This is a genomic window from Acinetobacter sp. ANC 4636 (assembly GCF_054454555.1).
Window position 1 is genome coordinate 38080 of the sequence record NZ_JBTKVD010000007.1, and the last position, 26421, is coordinate 64500.

General features: G+C 42.2%; 22 protein-coding genes. 6 read left to right on the forward strand and 16 right to left on the reverse strand.

What is annotated here, in order from left to right:
* Positions 1 to 14: 14 nt before the first annotated feature.
* On the reverse strand, positions 15 to 638 hold the full coding sequence (locus ACX1N5_RS09125) for a ComF family protein (RefSeq protein ID WP_131379326.1): 624 nt from the start codon (positions 636 to 638) through the stop codon (positions 15 to 17).
* Positions 625 to 2670, reverse strand: a complete 2046-nt coding sequence (recG, locus tag ACX1N5_RS09130; protein ID WP_458801761.1) for an ATP-dependent DNA helicase RecG — start codon at positions 2668 to 2670, stop codon at positions 625 to 627. The genes ACX1N5_RS09125 and recG overlap by 14 nt, the downstream gene beginning before the upstream one ends.
* Before the next feature lie 23 nt (positions 2671 to 2693).
* On the opposite strand from recG, the gene ACX1N5_RS09135 reads away from it, so the two are divergent.
* A complete protein-coding gene (locus ACX1N5_RS09135) occupies positions 2694 to 3509 on the forward strand; it encodes an NAD-dependent epimerase/dehydratase family protein (protein ID WP_131379322.1) in 816 nt (271 codons plus the stop codon).
* A 407-nt stretch (positions 3510 to 3916) separates the two neighbouring features.
* Here the strand turns inward: ACX1N5_RS09135 and plsB are convergent, their stop codons facing one another.
* Positions 3917 to 6493 (reverse strand): glycerol-3-phosphate 1-O-acyltransferase PlsB, encoded by a 2577-nt coding sequence (gene plsB, locus ACX1N5_RS09140; RefSeq protein WP_131379321.1) that lies wholly within the window; start codon positions 6491 to 6493, stop codon positions 3917 to 3919.
* Between the two features lie 304 nt (positions 6494 to 6797).
* Between plsB and ACX1N5_RS09145 the strand changes: the two genes are divergently transcribed.
* Entirely contained in the window at positions 6798 to 7673 is an 876-nt protein-coding gene (locus ACX1N5_RS09145) for an acyl-CoA thioesterase (RefSeq protein ID WP_131388983.1), read from the forward strand.
* Between the two features lie 132 nt (positions 7674 to 7805).
* A complete protein-coding gene (locus tag ACX1N5_RS09150; RefSeq protein ID WP_131379317.1) occupies positions 7806 to 9047 on the forward strand; it encodes a dicarboxylate/amino acid:cation symporter in 1242 nt (413 codons plus the stop codon).
* A 55-nt stretch (positions 9048 to 9102) separates the two neighbouring features.
* On the opposite strand, the gene ACX1N5_RS09155 is transcribed toward ACX1N5_RS09150, so the two are convergent.
* From ACX1N5_RS09155 to ACX1N5_RS09170, 4 genes are read right to left on the reverse strand one after another with little or no spacing between them, the layout of a single operon-like run.
* On the reverse strand, positions 9103 to 9459 hold the full coding sequence (locus tag ACX1N5_RS09155) for a roadblock/LC7 domain-containing protein (RefSeq protein ID WP_131379315.1): 357 nt from the start codon (positions 9457 to 9459) through the stop codon (positions 9103 to 9105).
* Positions 9460 to 9501: 42 nt separating this feature from the next.
* Positions 9502 to 10443: a hypothetical protein gene (locus ACX1N5_RS09160; protein ID WP_458801757.1), complete on the reverse strand. Its 942-nt coding sequence runs from the start codon at positions 10441 to 10443 to the stop codon at positions 9502 to 9504.
* 10 nt (positions 10444 to 10453) lie between these two features.
* The gene (locus ACX1N5_RS09165) at positions 10454 to 10870 is read right to left on the reverse strand and encodes a roadblock/LC7 domain-containing protein (protein WP_131379311.1); all 417 of its coding nucleotides are present in this window, start codon (positions 10868 to 10870) and stop codon (positions 10454 to 10456) included.
* Between the two features lie 10 nt (positions 10871 to 10880).
* Positions 10881 to 11417, reverse strand: a complete 537-nt coding sequence (locus ACX1N5_RS09170; protein WP_458801755.1) for a GTP-binding protein — start codon at positions 11415 to 11417, stop codon at positions 10881 to 10883.
* Positions 11418 to 11892: 475 nt separating this feature from the next.
* Between ACX1N5_RS09170 and ACX1N5_RS09175 the strand changes: the two genes are divergently transcribed.
* A complete protein-coding gene (locus ACX1N5_RS09175) occupies positions 11893 to 12117 on the forward strand; it encodes a type II toxin-antitoxin system RelB/DinJ family antitoxin (protein WP_131379307.1) in 225 nt (74 codons plus the stop codon).
* Positions 12118 to 12279: 162 nt separating this feature from the next.
* Positions 12280 to 12702: an NUDIX hydrolase gene (locus tag ACX1N5_RS09180; protein ID WP_458801753.1), complete on the forward strand. Its 423-nt coding sequence runs from the start codon at positions 12280 to 12282 to the stop codon at positions 12700 to 12702.
* A 12-nt stretch (positions 12703 to 12714) separates the two neighbouring features.
* Here ACX1N5_RS09180 and add read toward each other — a convergent pair whose 3' ends face one another.
* On the reverse strand, positions 12715 to 13737 hold the full coding sequence (gene add / locus ACX1N5_RS09185; RefSeq protein ID WP_458801752.1) for an adenosine deaminase: 1023 nt from the start codon (positions 13735 to 13737) through the stop codon (positions 12715 to 12717).
* Between the two features lie 97 nt (positions 13738 to 13834).
* On the reverse strand, positions 13835 to 15166 hold the full coding sequence (aptA, locus tag ACX1N5_RS09190; protein ID WP_458801750.1) for an omega-aminotransferase AptA: 1332 nt from the start codon (positions 15164 to 15166) through the stop codon (positions 13835 to 13837).
* 102 nt (positions 15167 to 15268) lie between these two features.
* On the opposite strand from aptA, the gene ACX1N5_RS09195 reads away from it, so the two are divergent.
* Entirely contained in the window at positions 15269 to 16180 is a 912-nt protein-coding gene (locus ACX1N5_RS09195; RefSeq protein ID WP_458801748.1) for a LysR family transcriptional regulator, read from the forward strand.
* A gap of 247 nt (positions 16181 to 16427) precedes the next feature.
* On the opposite strand, the gene ACX1N5_RS09200 is transcribed toward ACX1N5_RS09195, so the two are convergent.
* The 7 genes from ACX1N5_RS09200 to ACX1N5_RS09230 all read right to left on the reverse strand — a co-directional run bounded on the left by ACX1N5_RS09200 (position 16428) and on the right by ACX1N5_RS09230 (position 26410).
* Positions 16428 to 17222 (reverse strand): substrate-binding domain-containing protein, encoded by a 795-nt coding sequence (locus tag ACX1N5_RS09200; RefSeq protein ID WP_458801746.1) that lies wholly within the window; start codon positions 17220 to 17222, stop codon positions 16428 to 16430.
* Between the two features lie 84 nt (positions 17223 to 17306).
* On the reverse strand, positions 17307 to 18617 hold the full coding sequence (tcuC, locus tag ACX1N5_RS09205; protein ID WP_458801744.1) for a tricarballylate/proton symporter TcuC: 1311 nt from the start codon (positions 18615 to 18617) through the stop codon (positions 17307 to 17309).
* Between the two features lie 260 nt (positions 18618 to 18877).
* Positions 18878 to 19807, reverse strand: coding sequence for a LysR family transcriptional regulator (locus ACX1N5_RS09210; protein WP_004754027.1), 930 nt, complete (start codon positions 19805 to 19807; stop codon positions 18878 to 18880).
* 458 nt (positions 19808 to 20265) lie between these two features.
* A complete protein-coding gene (locus ACX1N5_RS09215; RefSeq protein WP_458801742.1) occupies positions 20266 to 22479 on the reverse strand; it encodes a SulP family inorganic anion transporter in 2214 nt (737 codons plus the stop codon).
* 561 nt (positions 22480 to 23040) lie between these two features.
* A complete protein-coding gene (locus ACX1N5_RS09220; protein ID WP_458801740.1) occupies positions 23041 to 24123 on the reverse strand; it encodes an alkene reductase in 1083 nt (360 codons plus the stop codon).
* Positions 24124 to 24389: 266 nt separating this feature from the next.
* The gene (locus ACX1N5_RS09225) at positions 24390 to 25397 is read right to left on the reverse strand and encodes an aldo/keto reductase (RefSeq protein WP_458801738.1); all 1008 of its coding nucleotides are present in this window, start codon (positions 25395 to 25397) and stop codon (positions 24390 to 24392) included.
* 14 nt (positions 25398 to 25411) lie between these two features.
* Positions 25412 to 26410, reverse strand: coding sequence for an NADP-dependent oxidoreductase (locus ACX1N5_RS09230; RefSeq protein ID WP_458801736.1), 999 nt, complete (start codon positions 26408 to 26410; stop codon positions 25412 to 25414).
* Positions 26411 to 26421 lie beyond the last annotated feature (11 nt).

Genomic DNA, 26421 nt, shown 5'->3' on the forward strand with positions numbered 1-26421 from the left:
GGTACCATGTTGCGTTAAGCTTTGGGGCTTGCGAGGCAAACTGCATAAATCTGCTGGCAACCGAGTTGCTGTAATTTTGTATGCAATGCCTGAATTGAGCTCCCCGTCGTGATGACATCATCCACAATCAGTACACGGCGGTAACGTACTTTACTGGGGGCTTGAATCACGAACTGCTGTTCAATATTGCTGAGTCGTTCCAGTCGGTTCAAACCTTTCTGATGTTGCTGATCTTGCCGTAGAATGGGTTGCCAGATTGGGACATTCAGTCGTTTGGCTAAATGCTCTGCCAAAAGCAAGGCCTGATTATATCCCCGTTCAATCAAACGCTGCTGTGAAATAGGCATGGGAACAATCGCTTGAATTTTGGGAAATTTAAGCTGACTCAACATATGATTAAATAACGGCAGATAATGCAGTTGCTGTTCGTATTTGAATTGTTGAATCATCCGATCAAGCGGGTACTGATAGTAGGCAGCGACCTGAATTTGCATTTCTTGGCGATGAATATGTTGTTTGAGCCATGGCAATTGTTGCCAGCAATCCTGACAGACAGAAGTTTGGGTCGCCCGATCACTTTGGCACAGGCTGCAGCTCAACACAGGTTGTAACAGCTGAGACAATTTAGACATAAGCATAGCGCGGTGCCTCAGGTAGCCAGCGTTTTAGCAGGGGTTCAACCAGTTGCGGATACTTTTGCATGATTTGCTGCGCCACATCATGGGCTTGATTGAGCAAATGATCATCGCGCTCCAGTTTGGCGACCCGAAAACCCAGATCACCTGTTTGTTTGGTTCCAAGCATTTCACCAGGCCCGCGTAGCTCCAGATCTTTTTCCGCAATGACAAACCCATCATTACTTTCTCTTAAAATCGACAGGCGTTCATGTCCGTTTTTTGATAGCGGGGTTTTATAAAGTAACACACAAAAACTGGCTAAAGCGCCACGCCCAACCCGCCCGCGTAACTGATGTAACTGCGATAAACCCAGTCGTTCTGCATTTTCAATGATCATCAAGCTAGCATTGGGTACATCGACCCCGACTTCAATCACTGTCGTGGCAATCAACAGTTGCAGTTGGTTGTCTTTGAACTGCTGCATCACGCGCTGCTTGTCATCGGCTTTCATTTTGCCATGCACCAAGCCAATTTTCAGTTCAGGAAAACGCTGCTGAATTTCCTGATAGGTTGCTTCGGCAGCTTGGGCATCGAGAGTTTCCGACTGTTCAACCAAGGTACAGACCCAGTAGGCTTGTTTACCTTCGGCACAGTTGTTGGCAATACGTTGCAGCACTTCTTCACGGCGGTCGATTGGAATCGCAACGGTTTGAATCGGGGTGCGCCCAGGAGGTAGTTCGTCAATAATCGAGGTGTCTAAGTCGCCATAGGCGCTCATCGCCAGTGTACGGGGAATCGGGGTAGCGGTCATTACCAGTTGATGTGGTGTGTACAGGGCATCACCTTTGTTACGCAAAGCCAAACGCTGATCGACCCCGAAACGATGTTGTTCATCAATAATCACCAAACCGAGTTTGGCAAATTTTACATTGTCCTGAAACAGGGCATGCGTGCCGATCACCAGTTGTGCTGCACCTGTGGCAATCTGTTCTTCGGCTGCGATACGAGCTTTACCTTTTTGTTTGCCCGAGAGCCATGCCACGTTTAAACCTAAAGGCTCAAACCAGCGTTTAAAATTCAGATAATGCTGCTCTGCCAAAATCTCGGTGGGTGCCATTAGTGCCACTTGCCAGTCGACTTCTAGTGCATGGCAGGTTGCTATGCCTGCAACCAGTGTTTTTCCTGCACCGACATCACCCTGTACCAAACGTAGCATTGGCTTGTTCTGTTTTAGATCATCAGCGATTTCTTTAGACACCCGTTTTTGCGCATTGGTCATTTTAAACGGCAGTCCAGCCAAAAGCTGTTTGGCAAGGACCCTACTGCTGGGTAGAACAGGCGCTTGGATTTGCTGAATATAGGCACGACGTGCAAGCAAACTCAGTTGATGCGCCACCAGTTCTTCAAAAATCAGGCGTTGCTGTGCAGGATGTGAACCCTGTGCCAGTTGTTGCATGTTGGCACTGAGAGGTGGCTCATGAATATAAAACAGCGCGTCTTTAAGCGCGTAACCGTTGCAAAACTGGCTGGGAATCAGTTCAGGCAAAGCATCACTATGCTGTTGTAAGGCTTGTTTGACATACTCACGTAGCTTGGCTTGGGTTAAACCATCCGTACTGGGATAAATCGCAGTCAGTTGGGTTTTGGGTAATGGAGTATGGGCATGAATCGCTTGAATTTCAGGATGATACAATTCCAAACCGCGTGCGCCAACACGGATTTCGCCAAACACCCGAACCCGATTGCCGACTTGTAAGGTATTGGTCAGGTTTTTATAGATATGATAAAAGCGCAAGGTGACTTTGCCAAAATCATCTTGTAGTGCCACTGCCATGGACTTACGTTTTCCCGCAGGAAAATCGACGGATTGCACCACACCCTCGAGCAAATAGCTGCGTCCAACTTGTAGTTGGTTCATGGCAATAATGCTGCTACGATCTTCATAGTCACGTGGTAAGTGAAATAGCAAATCGTCGGTGGTGAATAGATTCAGTTTTTCCAAGAGTGCAGCGGTTGCCTGACCCACGCCTTGTAATTGATGAATTAAAGCCATGTCCCTCCAGCTTAGGTCATGTCATGCATATTGTATTTATTGGTTATGGTAAAACATCTCAACGCGTTGCAAAACAGCTATTTGCACAAGGACACCAGATTAGCACAATTAGTCGTAGCCCGAAAACCGATCCGTTTGCCCAGCATTATGTTCAAGATGTTCATCATTTAGATTTATCAACCTTCGCCCCGATTGACTGGGTGTATGTGTTGCTTAGCCCTGAACAGAGTAGTGTTGAGGGTTATCAACAGACTTATGTTGATTCGGTTGCGCCAATTGTGGCAGCGCTATGCTCACATCCTGTCAAAAAAGTGGTGGTGGTGTCTTCTACCCGTGTTTATGGTGAAAATGCGGGAGAAAGTATTGATGATGATCGTTTAATCCAACCGAGTGATGAGCAGGGGCATTTACTGCGGGAAATGGAGCTGCGCTGGCAGAAAGCATACCCTGAACAGAGTATCATCATTCGTCCAAGCGGAATTTATGGAGACAGTGTAGCGAGGATGTGCAAGCTGGCACAGAACACCCGCATTTATCCAAATACCCACTGGAGTAACCGTATTCATGCGGATGATTTGGCAGGTTTTTTGGCAGACCTGACTAAGTTAAAACAACATCAGCCGAGTTATATTGTGAGTAATCCTCAGCCGATTCCTTTGCATGAAGTGATTGCATGGTTTCAACAACAATTGGGTTTGCCGAATCTAACTGTACAACAGCCTGAGCAAGTTTCGGGTAAGCGCCTGTATGCGACACGTTTGCAACGAAGCGGTTTTCAGTTACAGCATGCCGATTGTTTTCAAGATTATGCAGCGTTATTGGTACAGCAGCCACGATGAATTAATTGATTTGAAAAGATGTAAAAATGAACTCAAAGATTTGATATTTGGCAGTTACAGCGGTGAAGAATAAATGCTTTAGTTGGTTCTTATAAAATTAAAATTGCATCTTATCGTTTTAAGTCCAATTCTTGGAGCTCATCACTACTTTTGTTTCGGCAAATGAGAAACCAAGCTTCGCAAGGAAACCATCTTGCGGAGCAATGCTCCTCACCACAAAACTCGTTCACTATAAGCAATAATAAAATAAATCGCAGAAACAACAATTTATTAATCTAGTCCTACCTCAAACAATTGTGGATGACGTATCCGTGTATCAAATAATGTGATGAATTTAAAATGGAAAGTGCCAGTCAACTAACTAACTGGCACTAATTCAAAAATGCGGTTTTTTAAAGCTGGATAACTTATTTTTTCTTACGTTTTGAACGACGTTTGGCATTGTGTTCTGCCATCGCCGCCAAGGCTTGCTGTAACTCATCATCGCTAAAAGTGGTGATGTGGCGCAGCATTTGACGAGTGGCATCGTCCAAGACCAAATTGGCATACTGAGCAACACGACTAAAGTTTTCGTCGTATTCCAAGAAGCCTTGTTCATTGGTCTTAATATAGTTTTGCTGAGTCAACACTTTGAGGAAGCTTTGGAACAATGCCTTATCAAAGAACTCTGGTGAATTGAATTCAAACAGCACTGACAAACGCTGCCCGAGTAAGTGACTCAAATCTTCAACCTGTTTCGCTGAAATATTGCCTGAGCCACGTTGTGTGATGAGTGCCAAAGTCATGTAGTAACGTTCCAGACTTTGTTTGACAGGTGCCATCATCAGCACCAATTGATTATGCGCTTCCGAATTCGGTGTTGGGCTATGCAAGTCACCCTGAGCATCGCTTGAGATCAGACCCGCTTCAATCATGGCATCTGTATAGGCCTGAATGGGTTGATTAAGCTCCGACACATCCCATTTCATAAACAGTTCAGCTTTTAAGAATGGATACAGCGTACAAATCACATTGCCTAAATCTTCGCGGCTGATTTTGCCGTTGAGTTCCACCAAAGACGCAATTAGTGATGGCAAGACAAAGGCATGCAAAACGTTATTGCGGAAGTACGTCAGCAATACTGCTTGGTTGTCCTCTACGGTAATAATATCGCCAAGTGCATGTTGCACACGTTTGAGCAATTTGAGTTTCAAGCCATAACTGATCATCTCTTTGCCTGACAAAGAGGTAACTTCACTGCGCGCATCGTAAGGCAGTTTGGTTGCTAGATGACGATAGGTATCAAGCTGTTTAATAAACAGTTCTTCATCGAGTGTGTGTTTATCGTTTGCCAGTAAAATCAGTGACAATAGAGAAACAGGGTTGATTACCACCGCATTGTTAATTTTTTCCAAGATCGCATGAGCGGAACTGGTGACTGCATCCGATACCACAGCAGGAATTGGCTCATCATTCTTTTCAATACGAATCTGGTCAGCATTGTGCGCTTTGAGCAGGTCATTCAAAAATACAGGTTCGCCAAAGTTGACATGTACCTTACCGAAAATGCGCTCGATTTTACGCAAGGTTTTGACAATCCCAATCAGCGACTCGGCTTCTTTTGGTTTACCCTGCATTTCGCCAATATAGGTTGAACCTTCCATGAGGCGTTCATAGCCAATATATGTCGGAATAAACACAATCGGTTTGTTGCTGGTACTGCGCAAATGACTGTGTACTGTCATCGCAAGCATGCCTGTTTTTGGCGGTAGCAAACGCCCCGTACGAGAACGCCCACCTTCAATGAAGTATTCGAGTGGTGTATTTCGCGATACGATGCTATATAAATATTCTTTAAATACAGTTGTATATAAGCCATTTCCACGGAAAGAACGGCGAATAAAGAATGCACCACCACCACGTAATAATTGACCGACAAAAGGCAGGTTCAGGTTATCGCCCGCAGCAATGTACGGTACCATCAAGCCACGACGATGAATAATATAAGACAGCAATAAATAGTCGATGTGACTGCGGTGGCATGGGGTATAGACAACTTCATAGTCTTTTGCCAGTTCACGTACCGTGTTGAAATTATGTACCTCAACGCCATCATAAAGCTGTGTCCACAGGCGGGTCAGTGCCATATCGGCAAAGCGTACGGTTGAATAAGAATAATCCGATACGATTTCATTGACATAGCCAATGGCACGGCGCTCAGCTTCAAACAGACTGATTTTGCCACGAATACTTTCACGGCGAATGGCTTCCTGAACATCGGGTGCCTTGACCAGAGACTGCATCACGTTACGACGATCTGACAAGTCAGGGCCAAGTACGGCTTCACGTTGGCGATCAAGATATTGATTCAGTTGATTAATAATATATGTCGCAGGTGACAGGTTCGGGCGTTGCTCTTTGGCAAAGTTAACCAGTTCACGTAACGACTGTTCAGGATGAAATTCAATAAAGGACTGGCGACCATGCACCCCGATATTAATCAACTGCTTGAGTGTGCTTGGTGTGGCCCATGTGTCAGTAAACAGCAGTTTAAATAAAGAATCTTCTTTGTCTGGTGAGCGCCCCCACAAAATGGTCACAGGCACTAACTGAATGTCTAGCTCAGGCTGTTGCTCAAGCATTTCAATCATGCGCAATAGGCGAGGGGGTAAGGTTGGCGCACTGGCATTGAGCAAATAGTTATGGTCTGGTTGCTGTAAAAAGAATACCGAGCTTTTTTCTGTCGTACTGCCCAATTGTAAGGGTTCTAATGCAGGCGGTAATTTGAGTCTGCGGGTTTCACTATCGACCACCAGCGCATTACTGCGTGAGTAATTTTGCAAGACATAGCAAACAATCTTTTGCGGTTGAGCCGCAACTTCGCCACTTTCTGTGGATACAGCAGAAGTCGGTGGAACATCGCCAAGAACATGTGGAGTCACCACAAGATCAATAATTTTGCTTGATAGTCTACGGTACATCTGACCAAAACTATTCTTGGACATAGAAACTCCTACTTCAACACAAAGGCAAAGTGATAAAAACAAACAGGATGAAGGGTGATGAGATGGAACAAATCGAACCTTTCGCCAATTTTAACCAAAATGTCGGGCTTTGCGCACAAATTACGTTGAAAAAACGTAGTTTCATGTCATTGAAATCAGAAAAATATTGATCTTATGGGTTTTTCTTATGGTTTGGTTGGATAAAACTCACTAAATTATATCTCTACCCGCGCCATTGCTTGGGATTGTGGCAAAATAATCAGTAGATTTTTATGGTCTTAAAAACCGCTTAGTTAGGTAATTGATGATGACACTCACCCAAGAATTAATTGATTTGCTCAGTTTAGAAAAACTTGAAGAAAATATTTATCGTGGGCAGAGCCGTAATCTGGTTGGCAAACGCGTCTTTGGTGGTCAGGTGTTAGGGCAGGCATTGCGTGCAGCATCGTATACTACCGATCGCCCTGCACATTCATTGCATGCTTACTTTCTGTTTGGCGGAGATGTCGAAGCCCCAATTATTTATGAAGTGGATCGTTTACGTGACGGTAAGAGTTTTGTTAGCCGTCAGGTGCGTGCGATTCAACATGGACGCACGATTTTTACCGCTATGGTGTCATTTACCACACCAGAAGAAGGCTTAAACTATCAGCGTCATGCGCCAGATGTGCCTGCACCTGATACCTTGCAAAATGAAAAGCAGATTAAGCAAGGTTTGCTGGAATTTGTGCCTGAAAATGTGCGTAATAGTTTTATGCGCGATCGTCATGTCGAGCTGCGCCCTGTAGAAGACATTCAAAATCCATTTCGCCCGCAGCCACAGCTTCCACATTATTCACATTATGTGCGTACTCATGAGCAAATTAAGGCAGAACAAGACAGCATTGCCCTGCATCAGTCGATTGTGGCGTTTTATTCAGATTTTACCCTCATGACCACGGCATTACGTCCACACGGCTTAAATTATCTATCACCGAGTTTGCAGTGTGCCAGTATCGACCATGCGATTTATTTCCATAAACCACTGCGTGCCGATGACTGGATGCTGTATGAGATGGAAGCAACCGTCAGTGCCAGCTCGCGTGGTCTGAATTTTGGGCGCATGTGGCAAAATGGTGAACTGGTGTGTAGTACTGTTCAGGAAGGTTTAATGCGTTTACGTGAAATTGAAACGCAATAAAATCAGCAGGCTAAGGTAAAAATTTGCCTTAGCCTTTATCCTAAACCTGATTTGCAGATTTAAAATAGCACTCGATTCCACATTGTTGTCATGCCATAGTACTCAATCGCTTAAAATAAGAACTGAGGCAAGATGAGTTTAAATACCAAGATTTTTATTGCAGCCTTAATAGGCATTGCCTATGGTTTGTTGCTGCGGTTTTATCCAGATACGACATTCTTTAATGGCAGCTTATATGTACTGGGCATAGTCAGTGGTATTTTTATTGGTTTCCTGAAAATGTTGCTTGTCCCACTGGTATTTTCTTCGATTGTGATCGGGGTTGCCAGTCTGGAGTCGGGGCATCAACTGGGCAGGGTCTGGAAAATTACCTTGCTCTGTAGTTTGACGACCATGAGTCTGTCGTTATTTCTGGGCTTGCTGGGTGCGCATTTATTTGAAGTGGGCAAGGGGCTAAATGTTGCCCTGTTCCAAACTGCGATGCAGCAGCATCCACCCACAGCACAAAATCTGGATGCTTCCTCATTTCTGGTGAACTTTGTCCAAAATACCCTGATTAACCCATTTAAAGCCTTTAGTGATGGCAATGTCTTGTCAGTGGTGATTTTTTCCATGCTGATTGGTCTGGCACTGGTGTATGGGGGCGAGCGCTTTACAGGGATTCGCCGTTTAAGTCATGAGTTTTTTGAACTGGTGATGATGCTGGTGGGCTGGCTGATGAAGCTTGCGCCCATTGGAATTTTGGCGCTGCTGGCTAAACTGATTGCCAAAGAAGATTTGTCGGTACTGAGCCGTTTGGCAGAATTTGCTGCGGTGGTGACGGGCACCACCTTGTTTCATGGCATTGTGGTCTTGCCACTATTACTGTGGATTTTTGGCAAAATGTCGCCGTGGAAATTTTTCAAAGGTACGCGTCTGGCATTGCTTACGGCATTTGCCACCAGTTCCAGCTCAGCCACTATGCCACTGAGTATGAAGTGTGCACAGGAAAATCTGGGTGTACGTCCACAAATTGCAGGTTTTGTAATTCCGCTCGGTTCACATCTCAACATGGATGGCACGGCGCTTTATGAAGCGGCAGCAGCGCTGTTTGTTGCCAACTTAATTGGGCTGGATTTGCATTTGGGGCAGCAGATTATTGTCTGTTTAACCGCCATGATTGCCTCCTTGGGGGCGCCTGGCATTCCAAGTGCGGGTATGGTCACCATGATTATGGTGTTACAGTCTGTCGGTTTACCTGCCGAAGCCATTGCGATTTTACTGCCGATTGACCGTATTTTGGATACCGTTCGTACCGTGGTCAATGTACAAGGCGATATGATGGTGAGTGTGGTGGTCGATCGTTATACCCGTATTCCACAAGACCCAAGTTAGGTAGAAAAATAAGATCGAAGATTGTCTGCTTCAACAGACAATCTTGTTTGAAGGCTTATGAGAAATCGAGTTCTTTTTCATAGCTACGTAACTCATGACGAGCCATAGCCAGATTCGACTTATTTCGTTCCAAAATTAAATATAAGAACAGATTCTGATTGCCATCTAACGGACGTATTAAGTGATATTGGCGACCTAGTGTGATCAACATATCTTCAATATTGTCATTTAAATTTAGAGACTTAGCAACTTTTCGTTTGGCGCGCAATACTTCGGTATTGCCCGCAGCTGCTAGTTCTAAGTCTAGACCAGTTCCTAAAGTTGCGAGAGCTAATCCACTTTCACTGTCAATCAGTGCAGCTGCAAAAAAGCCATCAATATTGGCTAAAGGATCAAGTTGTAAACGAGCCATTACGTACTCCAAAATAGAAAAATGAGCAAAATGCTCTTTGATTTAAATTCCAAGTTTGCGGCGTAATTTGCCGAAAAGACCTTGGAATATCCCCATAGATGTGGATTCTTGCTCCACGTTGTGTACAAGAAAGCGAGTTTCTTGATTGGGAATCTGTTCGCTCATGCCTAAAAGTTGAGTGAGATAAATAAATTCTTTGACTTGTTGGGCTGAGCAGTTGGCTTTACGCATCACATATTCAATTTCTGCACCTCTGGCAAATAACGCTGCCATTTTTAATAAATATTTGCGTTCAGAGCAGGTGGTAAACTGTGGCCATTGCAATAAACGATAACAATTATGTAAAGGGATAGACTCTACTGTAAAAGTATGACGCGCAGGATAAAGGGTTTCCCATAACCAAACTTTCAAATCAGCAACTTTAAAGTAGCCTTGCACTGCATTGACTCTTGAACTTTTGGCATAACTTTGTTCAACATTTGGAGAAAAAAATTGTTGTATAGGTAAATTTGGATGTAAAAAGATACGTTCAGTTCGTGTATCAATAATGGCTAAATCTTCCTCGTGTTGATACAGACGCAAGAAACTATTCCTTGGCACCAGCATTTCTTCAATATATTTGCTGAGGTTGAGAGGGATGTGCTGTACTTTGGGTGCGATTTGAACAAATTTAATGCGCAACCAAGCACTTAAGTCCGTAGAGTTTTCAAAAGGGTAATACAGTTGATTATTCAGAATTTTTCCAGCCAATGTGGCGTTATACTCAAGGTATAAATAATGCACGTCAGGATGCTGTTGGAGATAGTTTTGAATGGCTTTGCTGTCCAGAAAATGGTGATTAATGAACATAACATCAACAGTTTTGTCTGAGAGTGTAACCCACTCAATAACGAAGCCATGAGGGATCGCAGTTTCGATATCTAATTTGAGTGCTTGAGAAGCTTCACTATTTAAACCCAAAATGGTGGCAGTGAGTGTTTTCATAATCGATGAATTAAGCAGCTAAAGATTGAAAGGCACAAAAGTGTTGAGCAGTTTGTTTAAGCTCATAAAGCAGCTCTCCCAGTAACACCTGTTTTTGAGCTAAGACTACAATCACGCTTGGAAACTGTGGATGAGGAACAGTGCTCAACAGTGCTTTTCCATTGGATGTATCCAACATAATGGTTTTACATTCATCTAAATGCATTTCGGTAATGAATGCTGAAATTAAAGCCATAATTGAACTACTGACAGCCGCAATTTTGCTGGAGTTGTCCCAGTCTTGCTTGCTGGCCATAGCAATTTCTAAGCCATCAGTGGTGCAGAGCATGCTGAATTGAACATGTTGGACTTTATTCAGTAAGCTAGAAATTTCTGCTTTAGAGAAAGTAATAAATTCTTTAGAAAGTGTAGAGTTGGGAAGATTCATTTATTTTACCTTATCCAATTAAATCGACTTCAACATTGGTCATGAGTGCTTCAACCAGCAGTAAAATATCGGCTTTGTTTCGGGCATCGACAGCAAAGACAGGGTAGTGACAACGATGAACCTGCATATAATCACGATAAGTTTTCAGTAATTGGCCTTGATACTCATCGAGATGGCTGATTCCAATGACGAGGTTTTCACTATATGTACGGAAAGCTTGAATATAGAAATCTAAATCTTTGAGACGGTCAGGTTTGGAATGGTCAATTAAAATAATACTGCCAATTGCACCTTTACATAGAATGGGCCACATAAAATTAAAACGCTCTTGCCCAGGTGTTCCATATAAACCAATGGTTGAGTCATCTTCTAAAATAACTTCTCCATAATCAATACCAACGGTTGTTAGGGATTTTTGATGTGATTTTAGATCTGTATTGAGAGCTTCTGTAGAAATAACAGGAATATCAGACAGACTCTGAATTGCAGAAGATTTTCCTGCCCCCATTGGGCCACCAAAAACAATTTTATATTTCTGTAGAATCATATTTAAATAACAAAATTTTAAAGTCAATGTTTTTACTTGAAATTAAGTTTATAAAATATACATCATCTATAACTTAATTATTAATAAGTGCTTGAGAATAATCTAATTTGATTATAGATGGTGTTTTTTTTATTGCAAGTAAATTACTATAAATTTAAATTTTTATCTATTGTTAAAATATATTTATTTTTTAATGCTTAACTTAAATTATTGTATTTATTTAATTTTAATAATAAAAATTAATATAATTATAAAATGATTAATTTATGTTTTGTGTAATTTAAAATGTAAAGCATTCTGCATTACAAATGTGTATTAATACGTAAAATTTTCTTAAATAAATACTATTTATGTGTAATTACATTTGATTTTATTTGATAGATTAATATGTGTTTATAATAAGGAAATGCATTGCGGAGTGTAATCTGATTGGACTTTCTAAATATGATTGAAAGAAATACTAGGAGAAAAATGAATGTCGAATGTTAATTTTCGTGTCGATGATGCATTGAAAAAGAAGTCATATAGTGTATTAAAAGAGTTGGGGATTACTCCGTCTGAGTTGTTTAAATCGGTATTGAAATATGTAGCAGATACTGGAAAACTGCCTGTAAAACATGTGGTCGTTTCTGAGGAAGATTTAAAATTATTGAGTATGATGCGTGAGAAGATACAAGAAGTGGAAGAATCACTAGAGTGAAAATAAATACATGAATAGAAATGGGGGAACTCAAACTTTACTTTGAATATCTCATTTGATGCATTTGCCCAAGTAGTATTCACTCTTGGGTAATTGGTCTGTCCACAAGCTGAGTAGAATGAATTACACTTATATTTTCATAGCCATCTAAGCTTATGCCTTATGTCTTCATCTCTACAGCCCATCATTATGGTCGCAGCAGCCATTATTTTTAATACGCAAGGGCAGGCACTACTGGCACGTAAACGTCATACCGAATTTTTTATGCAGGTCGGTGGCAAGCTTGAAGCCAACGAATCAGCACAGCAAGGTTTATTGCGCGAAATTCAGGAAGAAATTGGCGTGGCTGCACAGATTGTCAAAGATTTAGGCATGGTTGAAACGGCTGCTGCCAATGAAGCCAATCATCGCTTATTGGCGCATTTATTTCATGTCGAGTTGTTGGGTGAGGCTCAAGTGTCTGCTGAACTGGCAGAAATTCAATGGGTGAATGTGTTTGCACCGATTGACTTGGCACTCGCGCCGCTTACAGAACAATATGTTCTGCCTTATATCCGACAGCAGTGTGCTGAATCTCAAAACTAGCGGAGCAAGTGGTTAATTGACTCCTGAAATGGAGTTACGCTGAGCCACTTTCTCTTGAAGCTGCTGTTTTTCCTGAGCGGATAAAAAAGCAATGCTCAAACCGTTCTGCTGCGCTTTTCGGATTTGTGCTTCGGACAAGCCTACCTGTGGCGCTGCGTGTAAATATTCATGTTGAATATCAATGCCTTCAACCGCAGGGTCGTCGCTGTTAATGGTGGCCAAAATGCCATGTTCAAGAAAGGTTTTGAGCGGATGCTGACGAATATCAGCAACGGTACTGGTTTGTAAATTTGAGGTAATGCAGGACTCGATCCCGATCTGATGTTCAGCTAGATAATCCAGTAATTTTGCATCTTCCACAGCTTTCACGCCATGCCCGATACGGGTTGCACCGAGGGTTTGAATGGCTTGCCAAATACTGCTTGCACCTGCGGCTTCGCCTGCATGGATGCTGATGTGCCAGCCTGCATCACGGGCTTGTTTGAAATGCTCGACAAATAATTCACCTGGAAAGCCCAGTTCATCACCAGCCAAATCTAGGGCTGTAATCTGGTCACGATGAGTCAGTAAGGCATCCAGTTCTTGTTGGCAACGCGCTTGCCCAAAAGTACGACTCATAATGCCAATCAGTTTGGCAGGAATATCAAAGTCACTGCTGCCTTGTCGTACACCATCAATCACCGCTTCAACTACGCCAGCCAGAGGAAGTTGATGGGTCATCGCCATATAAAAGGGTGAAAAGCGCAGTTCAACATAGTCCAAACCTTGCTGCGCTGCATCTTGCATATTTTCCCATGCGACACGGCGGCAGGCTTCCAAATCACCCAAGACTTTTACGCCCCAGTCCAGTTTGCTTAAAAAGCTGAGTAGGTCAGGCTGATTGTCCATGACCTGAACATGGGGCAGTAGTTCGGGCAGGGTGTTGGCAGGCAGTTGTATTTGAAATTGTTGCCCGAGTTCTAAGATGGTTTGCGGGCGGATGTTGCCATCGAGGTGGCGGTGTAAATCGGTGAGTGGGATATTTTTATCAATCATTATTATTCGCCTAAAGGTTTATCCAATCAAAAAAGCGTGATGTTCTCACAGCATAATCGCAAGTGGATTCATCACGCTAGTTGAAAGGCAGCAGGCTTTAGTCAATTTTCTGTAACTGATCGCCAACAGCTGCAAATAAACGACTGAGGTCTTCTGGTTTGCTGTTGAACATTGGGCCAAACTGCAAGCAGTCACCGCCAAAACGTACATAGAAACCTGCTTTCCATAGGGCTGTACCGACTTCAAACGGGCGAATGCTTGGGTCGCCATCGCGTGCCGCCAACTGGATTGCCCCGATCAAACCGCAGTTACGAATATCGACCACATGTTTTGCAGTTTTCAGGTCATGAATGACGCTTTGGAAATGTGGTGCAAGCGCAGCAGATTGCTCAAGCAGTTGTTCTTGTTTCAGCAATTCTAGTGTTGCTAAACCTGCAGCACAGGCGACTGGATGACCTGAGTAGGTATAACCATGCGCAAATTCAACAAAATGCTCAGGCGTACCTTGTTGCATAAACGTGTTGTAAATTTCATCTGAGGCAATCACGCCACCCAAAGGCACAGCGCCGTTGGTGACTTGTTTGGCAAAGTTGAGAATGTCTGGGGTCACACCAAAGTATTCAGCCGCCGTCCATTTTCCCATACGTCCAAAACCTGTAATCACTTCATCAAAAATCAACAGGATATTGTGCTGGTCACAGATTTCACGCAGACGTTGTAAATAACCTTGTGGCGGAATAATTGCACCTGCAGAACCTGACACAGGCTCAACAATCACCGCAGCAATGTTAGATGCATCATGTAGTTCAATCAGTTTCAACATTTCATTGGCAAGTGCCACACCGCCTGTTTCCGCCATGCCTTGGGTAAATGGCAGATCAGTTTGTAAGGTATGCGGTAAATGATCGACATCCATAAACTGTCCGAACATTTTACGGTTACCACCGATCCCACCTAGGCTTGTCCCTGCGATGTTTACGCCATGATAGCCTTTGGCACGACCAATAAATTTGGTTTTTGCAGGCTGACCTTTGATGCGCCAGTAGGCTTTTGCCATTTTGACCGCAGTATCGGCAGACTCCGAGCCTGAACCTGTAAAAAATACGTGGTTGAGTGGATCTGGGGTCAGTGCGGTAATTTGTTCAGCCAACTGAAATGAAAGCGGGTGCGCAAATTGAAATGCAGGCGCGTAGTCGAGTGTGCCAAGTTGTTTGGCTACAGCATCCTGAATCTGACTGCGAGTATGCCCAGCACCACATGTCCATAAGCCAGATAATGAATCGTAAATACGGCGACCCTGATCATCAATCAGGTAATTACCTTCGGCTGCCACCACAAAACGCGGGTCTTGTTTAAAATTACGGTTGGCGCTAAATGGCATCCAGTGCGCATCGGAATAATGAGCTTGAGTGTGGCGAGCATCAGACATGTGGGCATCCTTGAAAAATCCTGAGAAATACAGCTTACATTGAGTAAATAGATGAGATAAATTTAAGCTAACTCACGTTTAGATTTAGAAATACTCACCTAAATGAAAAGCAAAACCCTGAACCAAGTCACCGACTCTGATATCAAGCTATTGAAGGTGTTTCGGGCAGTTGCAGAAAGTGGCAGCTTCTCTGCTGCCGAGAGTGCTTTGGGCATTACCCGTTCGGCGATTAGCTTGCATATGAGCACACTGGAAAACCGTTTGGGGATGCGTTTGTGCCAGCGTGGGCGTTCGGGTTTTGCCCTGACCGATGAAGGCAAACATATCTTGAGTTATAGCGAGGCGTTGCTGACCTCGATTGAGGATTTTCGCCAGCATGTCAATCGCCTGCATCATGAAATCAAGGGTGAGCTGAAAATCGGCATCATTAATAATCTGGTGACCTTGCCACAGATGCAGATTACCCATGCCTTATCGCGCCTATATCAAAAAGGGCCGAATATTCAGATTCATCTGAGTATGAGTACTCCGATTGAAATTGAAAAAGGCTTAATGGACGGGCAATTGCATGTCGGGGCATTGCCAATGATCAGCCCGCTTTCAGGTCTGGAATATAGTGATTTATATGAAGAAGCCAGTTATCTGTATTGTAGTCATGGTCATGCCTTGTTTCATCATGTTGGGCAGGTGAGCAGTGCCGAGCAACTGAAAAACTGGGATGCCGTGGTACCGAATTATCGGCTATCTCAAAATGCGATTGAAATGCAGCAAGCCTTAAATGCCAAAGCCAATGCCAGTGACCGTGAAGGCATTGCTTTTCTGATTTTAACAGGGAAATTTATCGGATTTTTGCCTGAACACTATGCCAAACACTGGGTTGAACGTGGCATGATGCGTGCGGTTTTGCCTGAAGAAATGCATTATTTTTCCAATATTTGTATCGCAACGCGTAAGGGGCGGCGCGCCAATTTTATTTTGGATCTGTTTTTGCAAGAACTGAAAGTTCAAGCTTAAGTTTTTATTTTATTTGAAGATTTTAAATTTTAAGAAAGAACGGTTGAGATCACAAAAAATTTATAAAGTCGTTGTCGCACATTCAAGGTCATTTCCAAGCATTGCGATTTAAAAACTGAAAAGTTTTTGCGATGCTAAGTGATAATATGTTTCTGTCTCAAGCCACTCGGCTATTTCCCATTCGGGTAAAATCATCGGGATTTGATAGAAGCGGTAACACCATTTTTCCGATGTTACCTTAAAAAAATTATGGCTTGATTTGTTCTAAACCCTGATCTTCAATAATCTGAGTTGCTTGTGGCGATTTCACGAATAGAATCAGTTCTTTTGCGAGTTTTTCATGTTTAGAATTTTTGTCTATACCTGCTGAGAAGACAGTCACTTTTTGATAAGGTGCAGGAATAGGCCCAACTAATTCAACCTGTCCATATTTACCAGTAAACGGTTTAATTTCGCTGATTTGCTGGAACCCAATATCAAATTGTCCTTCTGCAATACGCTTGGCAACCCGATCACCTATCACTTTTTCAGCCTTACTGCGAATGACTTTATATTCGACAGGGGGAAAGCTTGGGAAAACATCCTTTTCAAGATGCGTACCGCTTGCACTGGCAGAGTAACCAATATGTTTTGCATTTAACAAAACTTTTTCGAAATTTTCCGCAGAGCTGATATCGGGTTTTTTAGCTCCTTTTGGAATAGCCATACCAATGCTGGAATTGACTAAAGCGCTTTGAGAATTTGGATTTACATAACCTTTTTCTGCAAGCTTGCTCAGTTCAGGAGCAGCCAGTACCACCACATCAAAACGTTCACCACGATCGAGTCGATTTGGGATTGCAGTTGGCGATGTGCCCATAGATGAACCAGAAGATAGATGAACCGTATGACCCGTTTGTTTCTCAAATATTGGAATGAGTTTTTGCATGGAGGAATAAAATCCACCTGAGCTAATCACTTCAAGTGTATCTGCATTTGCTATTGTTGATCCTAAGCCTAAACCAGCGAAGCAAACTATCGTGAAGAGAGGAGACTTTTTCATAAAACCTCACGTGAATTGAAAGAGAGTCCAGCAGGTAGAACCGAGATCTACCTGACTGTGAATCGAATTTAAAAATAAATTGTCTTAAGTTCTGGCTTTTACAGGTTCAGCTATAGCGTCAGGATGCTTCTGTTTAGAGCCACGACATAAATATAAGCTTGAAAGAAGGCTACATACCGCTGCGAACATGAGCCAGAAAGCTGGTGTGCTGGCATTACCTGTATGTTCGACAAGGAACGTACATGCGATAGGTGTCATGCCCCCAAAAATAGCGGCTGCTAGACTAAAAGCGAGAGAAAAACCGACTGTCCGTACGCGTTTTGGCATGACTTCTGCCAGTGTTGCAACCATCGTCCCGTTGTACATACCAAAGAAAAATGAAAAGTAAGCAAGCGCAATGAGTAAGTTAGAGAAACTGACATCATTTACCAACCAGCTTAAAACGGGATAACTTGTAAAGATACAAAGTACGGTAATTCCGACAAGAACTGGACGACGCCCGATTTTATCTGAGAGTAACCCACCCATAGGCAACCAGAAGAAATTAGATAAACCTACAAATACGGTGGCTAAAAGGCTATCTGTCACAGACATTTCTAAAGTGCGTTTTGCATAAACGGTAGTGTAGACCGTTATAAAATAAAAAGTTGTTGTGGTCATAGCACTCATCAGCATGCCCGCAACAACAATGCGCCAGTTACCCAAAATAGTTCTGAAAATTTCCTTTGAAGTCGGGTGATTTTTTTGAGCTTTAAAGTCCTCTGTTTCTTCTAAGGTGCGGCGGAATATAAAGATTAATGGAATAATCAAGCAACCGATAAAGAAGGGAATACGCCAGCCCCATTCGCCCACTTGCGCATGAGTTAAAATCGTATTTAGCCAATAGCCGAGTAACGATGCAAACACAACGGCAATTTGCTGGCTGCCAGACTGCCAACTGGTAATGAACCCACGATTTTTATCTGTTGCAATTTCAGCCAGATAAATAGACACACCACCAGATTCAACACCTGCCGAGAAACCTTGTAATAAACGTCCAATCACCACTAAAATTGGAGCAAGAATTCCGATGGTTTCATAACCAGGCACAAAGGTAATGAAGATTGTTCCAATCGCCATCAGACTCAATGTGACGATTAAACCTTTGCGTCGACCCACTTTATCGACATAAGCACCAAGAAAAATAGCTCCTAAAGGACGCATCAGAAAACCAGCAGCGAATACTGTAAAGGTCATCATTAAAGAAACATATTCATTTTCAGAGTGGAAAAATTTTGCTGCAATATACGTTGCATAAAAACCAAAAAGAAAAAAATCGTACTGTTCTAAAAAGTTACCACTCGTAACATTCAATATTTTTTTAAAAGTAGCCCAGTGTTTACTATTGCTATCCATAGGAGACCTCCTTGGTCTGACAAAATGGAAACACTCACAACAATCTGAATCTGAGACCGTTTATTCCCTCATATAGATAAAATGAGGTTCAAGAAAAGTCTTCGCGGAGCCATTGTGATGCCTTGTTTCCAGTTCAAACTACACATTTACATTCTGTTAAACAGAAATACATTCACCATTCAAAGGAAAATGTAATCGCAAATGGTCGAGGGGAGTGAGAGCGCAAAGTTAATTGGGTATTTAATAAAACTAATGGGTCTTTAGAAAATGATTTCAGAGCAAGGCCAGTTTTGATTTTGTATCAGTTCTTTAATACAGGCTTTTATTGCTGATTTTGCAGCTAAAGCGGCAGGAGATAACTCATTTTCAGCGAGGCTGACCAAGTAGTTGATTCGTTCAATTTCAGGGTCGATGACTTTAAGTAACTGCAATTTGTGTTTATATTCTTGTAAACAGGCACTACCAGGGCGGATGCTGGCAAGTTCTAGATGAATAAGGCTGTCCATAAGTAAATGCAGGCCATCAATTTCATACACGATATTTAATTGCCCAATCGAATGATCTAATAATTTCCTTAAGCTATGTCGTTGGCGGGGAAGCACTAAGGGGATATCACCGATCTGTTGTGCTTGGATTGTGCCACTGGCGAGACATTCATGCAGCCCATATTTTTCTAGAAATTCCCGTCTTCCCATCAAATACATTTGTTCTTTGACTAAGGGTTGTATTGCCCACTGTTTGTCGATTTCATTGGTAAAGATAATCGCCAGATCAAGCTGACGCGAATTAATGGCTTGAATCAGATTCCCTGATAGTGTTTCAACAATTTCAAGGTGGATATCCGGGTAGCGTTCAGACATTAATTTCATTAAAGGTATGCCTAATAAAGCAGTAATGGTCGGTGGAAAACCAATACTGACATGACCTGAGAGCCTTGCTGAATGTGCGGCATCAATGGCAAAGTTGATCTGTCTGAGAATTAACTGGGAATGTTTTAAAAATGCAATACCAGCGGGTGTTGGAGTTACTCCAAAAGCATTGCGCTGCAATAAACGGATACTTAATTCTTGCTCCAGTTTACTGATTTGTTGGCTAATCGCGGACGCACCAACATCGAGTTTTTGAGCTGCTTTTCCGATGCTTCCTGCTTCAACAACCGTTGAAAAATATTTTATTTGCTTGATTTCCATAATGAATATTTCACTAATTATTCATAAATTATATGCTTATGATGCGGCTAATCCTGTAACGAAGATTTATATTAACAGCGCTGAAGCAAAAGTTATCTTAAAATTATTTAATATGAGCCTGAAGCATTTCCGTAGCGTAAATTTCAATCGTATTCGCCCTCGTAAAAGCAGCCAGTTAACGCGCCCATTTTAGTGACTGAAGCTTCCGAGCAGATTTCATTTTTCACCCATGATGCAGATGATTGTAATTCTTCACCTATACGGGCAAAGTTTTAAGCATGGTTTCAGTGTCAGACACATTCTTCAAATAAACGTAACTCTATTTAAAATTTTTACCCATAGTTTCGCTATTCTATTACGCCACGGGTTTCTCATTTGCTCAATTCAGTTATAAATCCCTTTATCACCATAAAATTGATGTCACTATGATTGTTGATTTATGCATTAGTTGGAAAATTCTAGGCTTCAATTTCCAGTTCCAAAGCCAAATGCGTCATACGGTTTAGTCTGGAAGATAAATCAATATTCATTCTTTTTAGCAGCTTCAAACCAACAATTGGAGACTCCTGACAAAGCTTGTCAAAAGCACTGCAAGATAATTTTAACAGTGTAATTTCAGTGTCAGCATATACATCACAGACATGTGAATTTAACTGCTTGCTAAACAATGCACCCACACCAGCACTGTAACTGGCTAAACGAATCGTCTGTGCATGATCATCAATAATGACACTGACACGACCACGGGTAATAAAATACAGCCCACCTTCATCACAACAGTCTTTACGCAAAATAAATTGATGTGCAGGAAATGAAAACCGTTCCATTCTTCGATTCAAATCAGCGATTTGCTCTGTTGATAGATCTGCCATAATGTCAAATTCAGACAATGGTTTTTCAATTTGTTCCAGATTGGACAATCCCAATGTGTGTAAAAGCTCATCTTCGGCAAAAGCCAGTGCAGAATCATTATCCTCAAAAACACGACCAGAATTTTCAATTTCACCAATACCGATATTACGCAGGTATTTACGGCGCTGCCCGCCAAAAGGCAAATGTGATAACAGCAGTTTTTTGCCAGTCTTGCTCATGCTTTTGTCCAGACGTTTTAATGTCATGGCACCTGTAGTATCGATCATGCCACAATGTTTAAAACTGAGGATAATCCAGTCTGCGGTCAGCATTTCCTTTTCAATTTTTTGAAAGACCGTTTCAACATTGCCAAAAAATAGCGGCCCGTGTAGATCAATATAGGCAATACGCTGAGATTCTTTGAGCAGGGCATTTACTGCTTCCATGCTACGGTCAGTACGGGAACGCATCTGGTCTGGATGCACAACACGACGGATGACGGTTTTGTTGGCATTGTGCAGGAAAACCAGCAGGGTAATGGCCATACCTACGCCAAGCGCAGCCAGAACGCCTTCAAAAACCACCAAAAAGGTGACAAATACCACAATCGCCAGATTGCTCAGTACATCGGTCTGGTTAGATATGGTGCTACTGATCCCGACTTTGCGCAGCAGTTGCTGAGTCCAGCTGTCCATAGAAGATGCTGTTGTAGCAATGACTACACCAGCCATGACTGGCAGTGGTATGGCGGCAATCAGGTCACTCAGACCATAAGACATACCAACCAGCGCAACGCCCATCATGACATTGGCAAAACGTGTGCGACCGCCATTATTATAAACAGCGCGGGTCAGGTTCGGTGAACCACCACTTGGTGTACCGCCAAACAGTGCTGATGCGGTATTGGCACAGCCTTGCACCAATAACTCTTTGTTGCTGTTATGTCGTGTAGAAAACAATTCGTCAGCATTGGAAATACTTAGTAATGACTGGATAGATGAAACCAGTGCCAGTGTTGCTGCTGTGGCAAAGATCGCAAACAGGTGATGCTGAAAGCTGTAACTTTGCATCACATCTAGCGCATTACTCAATTGCGGCACAAAGTGAATCCCTGAAGGTAACTGACCAACGACTGGAACCAGATTGCTGATACCCGTAAATTTTGTTGCAGCGATATAAGCGAGTGTTCCACCGACTAGCCCGACCAAGGCAGAAGGTATTTTCTTAATCAATTTGCTGCTGAATGCGACTAGCAATGCTGACAGGAGCATTAAGCCTAACGACCAGCCATGCACAGGAATTTTCCCCGTTATTTCCTGCCAAACCTGATTTAAGTTTTGTACCCCAAGTCCATTTGGAATTTGTCCGATCATGATTTGTAAGGCAAAACCGTTAATGATGCCTGCCAAAACAGGATAGGGGACAAACTTGACAAACGATCCCATGCGGAACAGCCCAAGTAGGGCTTGCATGATGCCTGAAAGAAATAGGGTAATAATACAAATTACAACCAAGGCTACAGCAGCAGAATTACCAGGGAAATAATCGGAAAAAGAATGGTGACTGGCAATCGAGGCAATCAGACCAGATAAAATAACGGCATGGCTAGTTTTAGGAGAACTGACATGTAACGGCGGTCCGCCAAATAAACCTGAAACAATTGCCGAGCAGACAGCTGCCACAAAGGCTGCCATAATGCCGACCGAAATAAAGTTTGCTCCCAGACTTTGATAAGAGACCACGCCACAGCTGAGAATAATCGGTACAATCATAATTGCACCGACTACACCGCCCATCATATCGCCTAGAAATTTCTGCATTTTCAAAAATGTTTGCGTAACGGAATGTGCGCAATACTAGGAGTTATATTTGAACAACAGATTACAAAATATTGCACTTTTCAATTCATTACAAAAAGTAAAAAGTTAACTTTTGAGTTTTGATAAGCCGTTCACAAGAATCAGATTTAAAAGCGTATTTCTGCAAATTTTATTCTTGGTACTGTTGATGAGCTTGTTACATAAAGTAACAATGAGCGCTTTGGAGTTAAATCATCTCAGTTTAGGGAGATTTTTGAGTGGGTTGATGTGATTTTGAAAAACGCCAATTAAAATTTTATTGATGATATATAAATCAATAACTTATTTTTTTATAATTGAAAACTGCATTGAAATGCCTAATAAAATTTCATTTTTTGCTAAAACGACATAAGACGCTTCTTTTTAGCTTTTAATATTTATTGGATCATCTGTTGTGAATAACCATCCAAATTTTATTGCTTTAAAAAGAAAAATCGTTAAAACCGTGAGTAAGCTCTCACGGTTTTATTTTAAAGAGGGATGATCAACCAGAGAATTGAGCTTTCAATTGATTGGCAAGTTTTAATTATCGTAATTTGGATAATCTGTATAACCTTCAGCCCCTCCACCATATAAAGTTGCAGGGTTTAACTCAGTCAAAGACAATCCATTTTTTAAACGCGTCACTAAATCAGGATTGCTAATGAATAATTTTCCAAAAGAAAATAGGTCAGCTTCATTCGATTGCAAATGGGCATTCGCAAGTTGTAGATTATAACCATTATTGGCTAAATAGGTCTGTTCAAAACGGCTACGAATAGCAGTGTAATCGAAGGGTAAAATATCACGTGGTCCGCCTGTAGCACCTTCAACGACATGTAAATAGACGATTCCTAGTTGGTTAAGCTGTTCAGTAATGTAATTGTACTGAAGTTGAGGCTCACTGCAGCTGATCCCATTGACAGGGGATACAGGAGATATGCGTACACCTGTGCGTTCAGCACCAATTTCTCCGACTACGGCTTGAACCACTTCAAGTAATAACCGAGCCCGATTTTCGATAGATCCACCATATATATCAGTACGTTGGTTGGCACCATCTTTTATAAACTGTTCAAGTAAATAACCATTGGCAGCATGGATTTCAACACCGTCAAATCCAGCAGTAATCGCATTTGCTGCCGCTTGGCGAAAATCCGAGACAATGACTGGAATTTCGTGTAATTCCAATGCTCGGGGTTCGGATACTTCAGTAAACGTATTATTTACAAAAGTCTTTGTGTTTGCCCGAATGGCTGAGGGTGCTACAGGGCTAGCTCCATTAGGCTGCAAATCAATATGGGAAATTCGCCCAACATGCCATAATTGAACAAAAATTTTTCCACCTTTGGCATGTACAGCATCTGTTACTTTTCGCCAAGCATCAATTTGTTCCGAAGTATATAACCCAGGGGTATCTTGGTATCCTTGGGCTTGTGGAGAAATTTGAGTTGCCTCAGAAATAATAAGTCCTGCGCTAGCACGCTGAGCATAATAATCAGCAGCAAATTCGCTTGGTACTAGCCCTTTTCCTGCACGGTTACGAGTCAACGGAGCCATTACAATGCGATTGGCGAGTTCAATATTTCCTAATTGATAAGGACTAAAAAGAGTTTTGTCTGTCATGTTATACCTCTAATATAATAATGTTGATGAACTAAAAATAAGTGTTTGTAAAATTTGTTATCAGGTCTGTATAGGGCATCGAAAATAAGGCACATGGTTGTAGTATGCGCATATAACTTTCCATCAGGCCCTACTATTCGCCCTTCAGCAGTCGCTGTTTGACGTCAGACATGGACGATTTTCCCTCTGCTCATAGAGGCATTGCATCTGTCAATGCCCGTACTGATTCACTTTGAGTTTGTCGATTGATATTCACTATTTGTGATCTAAGCAATAATGCTTTGATGTTTTACACCATTGCTTAAAATAGGGATGCGGGTTTGATCTGAAGTTATAATTTGACTAACAGAATCTAACAGTTGGATTTGATCAAGTGATAATACAACATCAATTGCACCTAAATTACTTTCTGCTTGCTGTAACGATTTTGGTCCAATAATCGGAATGGTTCCGTGTGTACCTGCCCAAGCAATTGCCACCTGATCAGCAGAGGCATTTAATTCACCAGCAATCGAAAGCACTGCATCTAAAATTGCTGTACGTTGCATCGAGTTTTCTTGCTGAAAAACTTTACCGCCAAAGCCGTCTTCGCGACCTTTTTCTCCTTTACGATATTTACCCGTGAGCATCCCCCCACCTAAAGGGGACCATGTCACCATCCCTAATCCTAGTGCTTGAGAAGCGGGAATTAGGTCTGCTTCAGGCTCACGATAAACTAAACTGTGCTGGAATTGGGTTGCTGCAATCGGCACTGTATTTTTAAGTTCTGCAATAGTTGCTGCACGAGAAAGACGCCATGCTGGAAAATTTGAGAGTCCAGCATAGAGAATCTTTCCTGCACGTGCCAAATCTTCTAGCCCTCTTAGAATTTCTTCGCTAGGTGTAACATTATCAGGGTGGTGTACCCAGTAAAGATCAATATAATCCGTTTTTAATCTGCGTAAACTTTGCTCAACCGAATAAAGCATTGCTTTGCGGCTATTTCCTTTATGCAGTTGATTGGTGTCATGCGAAGCACCATCGGAAAATTTAGTGGCTAAGACAACCTCGTGACGAATGCCTTGTAATAAGTCACCCAGAATTTGCTCTGATTGCCCAAATTGATAAACATCGGCCGTGTCTATGAAATTACCACCTGCATTCAAATATGCATCCAGTATTAATTTAGCTTCTTCTGGTGAGGAACCATACCCCCAGCCAGTACCGAAGTTGCCAGTGCCTAAAGCAATTTGTGAAACATTTAAACCTGTTTGCCCAAACAATTGATAATTCATGTTTATCTCCATTCTTATTCAGAAATTTTTAAAACGACTTTGCCTTTTGCCCGTCCAGTATTTACATATTGGAAAGCATTTTTAATCTCGCTAAATTCATAAGTTTTATCGACTACTGGATTTATTTTCCCATACTCAACTAACTTTGAAATTTCAGATAACTGTTGGCCATTCGGCTGCATAAACAGAAATGAATAGGTAATATCGCGTTTTTTTGCTTTATGACGAATGGACCAACTTAAAAGCGGAATAACACATTTGAGGAACCGGTTCGCTTTGATTGCTTCAGCAAAAGCACGATCAGGCGGACCAGAAATACTGATAATACGACCACCACGTTTAAGAATATTCAGAGACTTCTCTAAAGTTTTTCCCCCTTGCGTATCTAAAACTACGTCATAGTCGTTAAGTACTTGCTCAAAATCAGTCGTTTTGTAATCAATGACCGTATCTGCACCTAATGCCTTGACCCAGTCCATATTTTTTCCACTTGTCGTAGTCGCGACAGTTGCACCTAAATGTTTGGCAAGTTGAATCGCAATTGATCCGACACCCCCTGAACCAGCATGAATCAATACTTTTTGGCCTACTTTAACATTCGCAATTTCGACTAAAGCTTGCCATGCAGTCAACGAAACAAGTGGAAGAGACGCTGCCAGTTCCATAGAAATATTTTGAGGTTTGAGTGCAAGTGATGATTGCTGTACGACCGTGTATTCGGCAAATGCACCATTCAGATCTGTCTTTGCATAGACTTCATCTCCAGCTTTAAACTGGTCAACATTTGCGCCAACTTGAACCACTGTACCTGAGAAATCATTGCCTAAAATAAAAGGAAATTGAACGGGTAGAATTGCCTTAAATTCACCTTCTAAAACTCTTAAGTCGAGTGGGTTAATACTTGCTGCATGTACTTTAATGAGTACGCCATTTTCTGTTAGGGCGGGTTTGGATTGTTCGCCCAGTTGTACATCATTGGTATTACCGTAATGGGTAATGTAGGCTGCTTTCATTGTAGGATCTC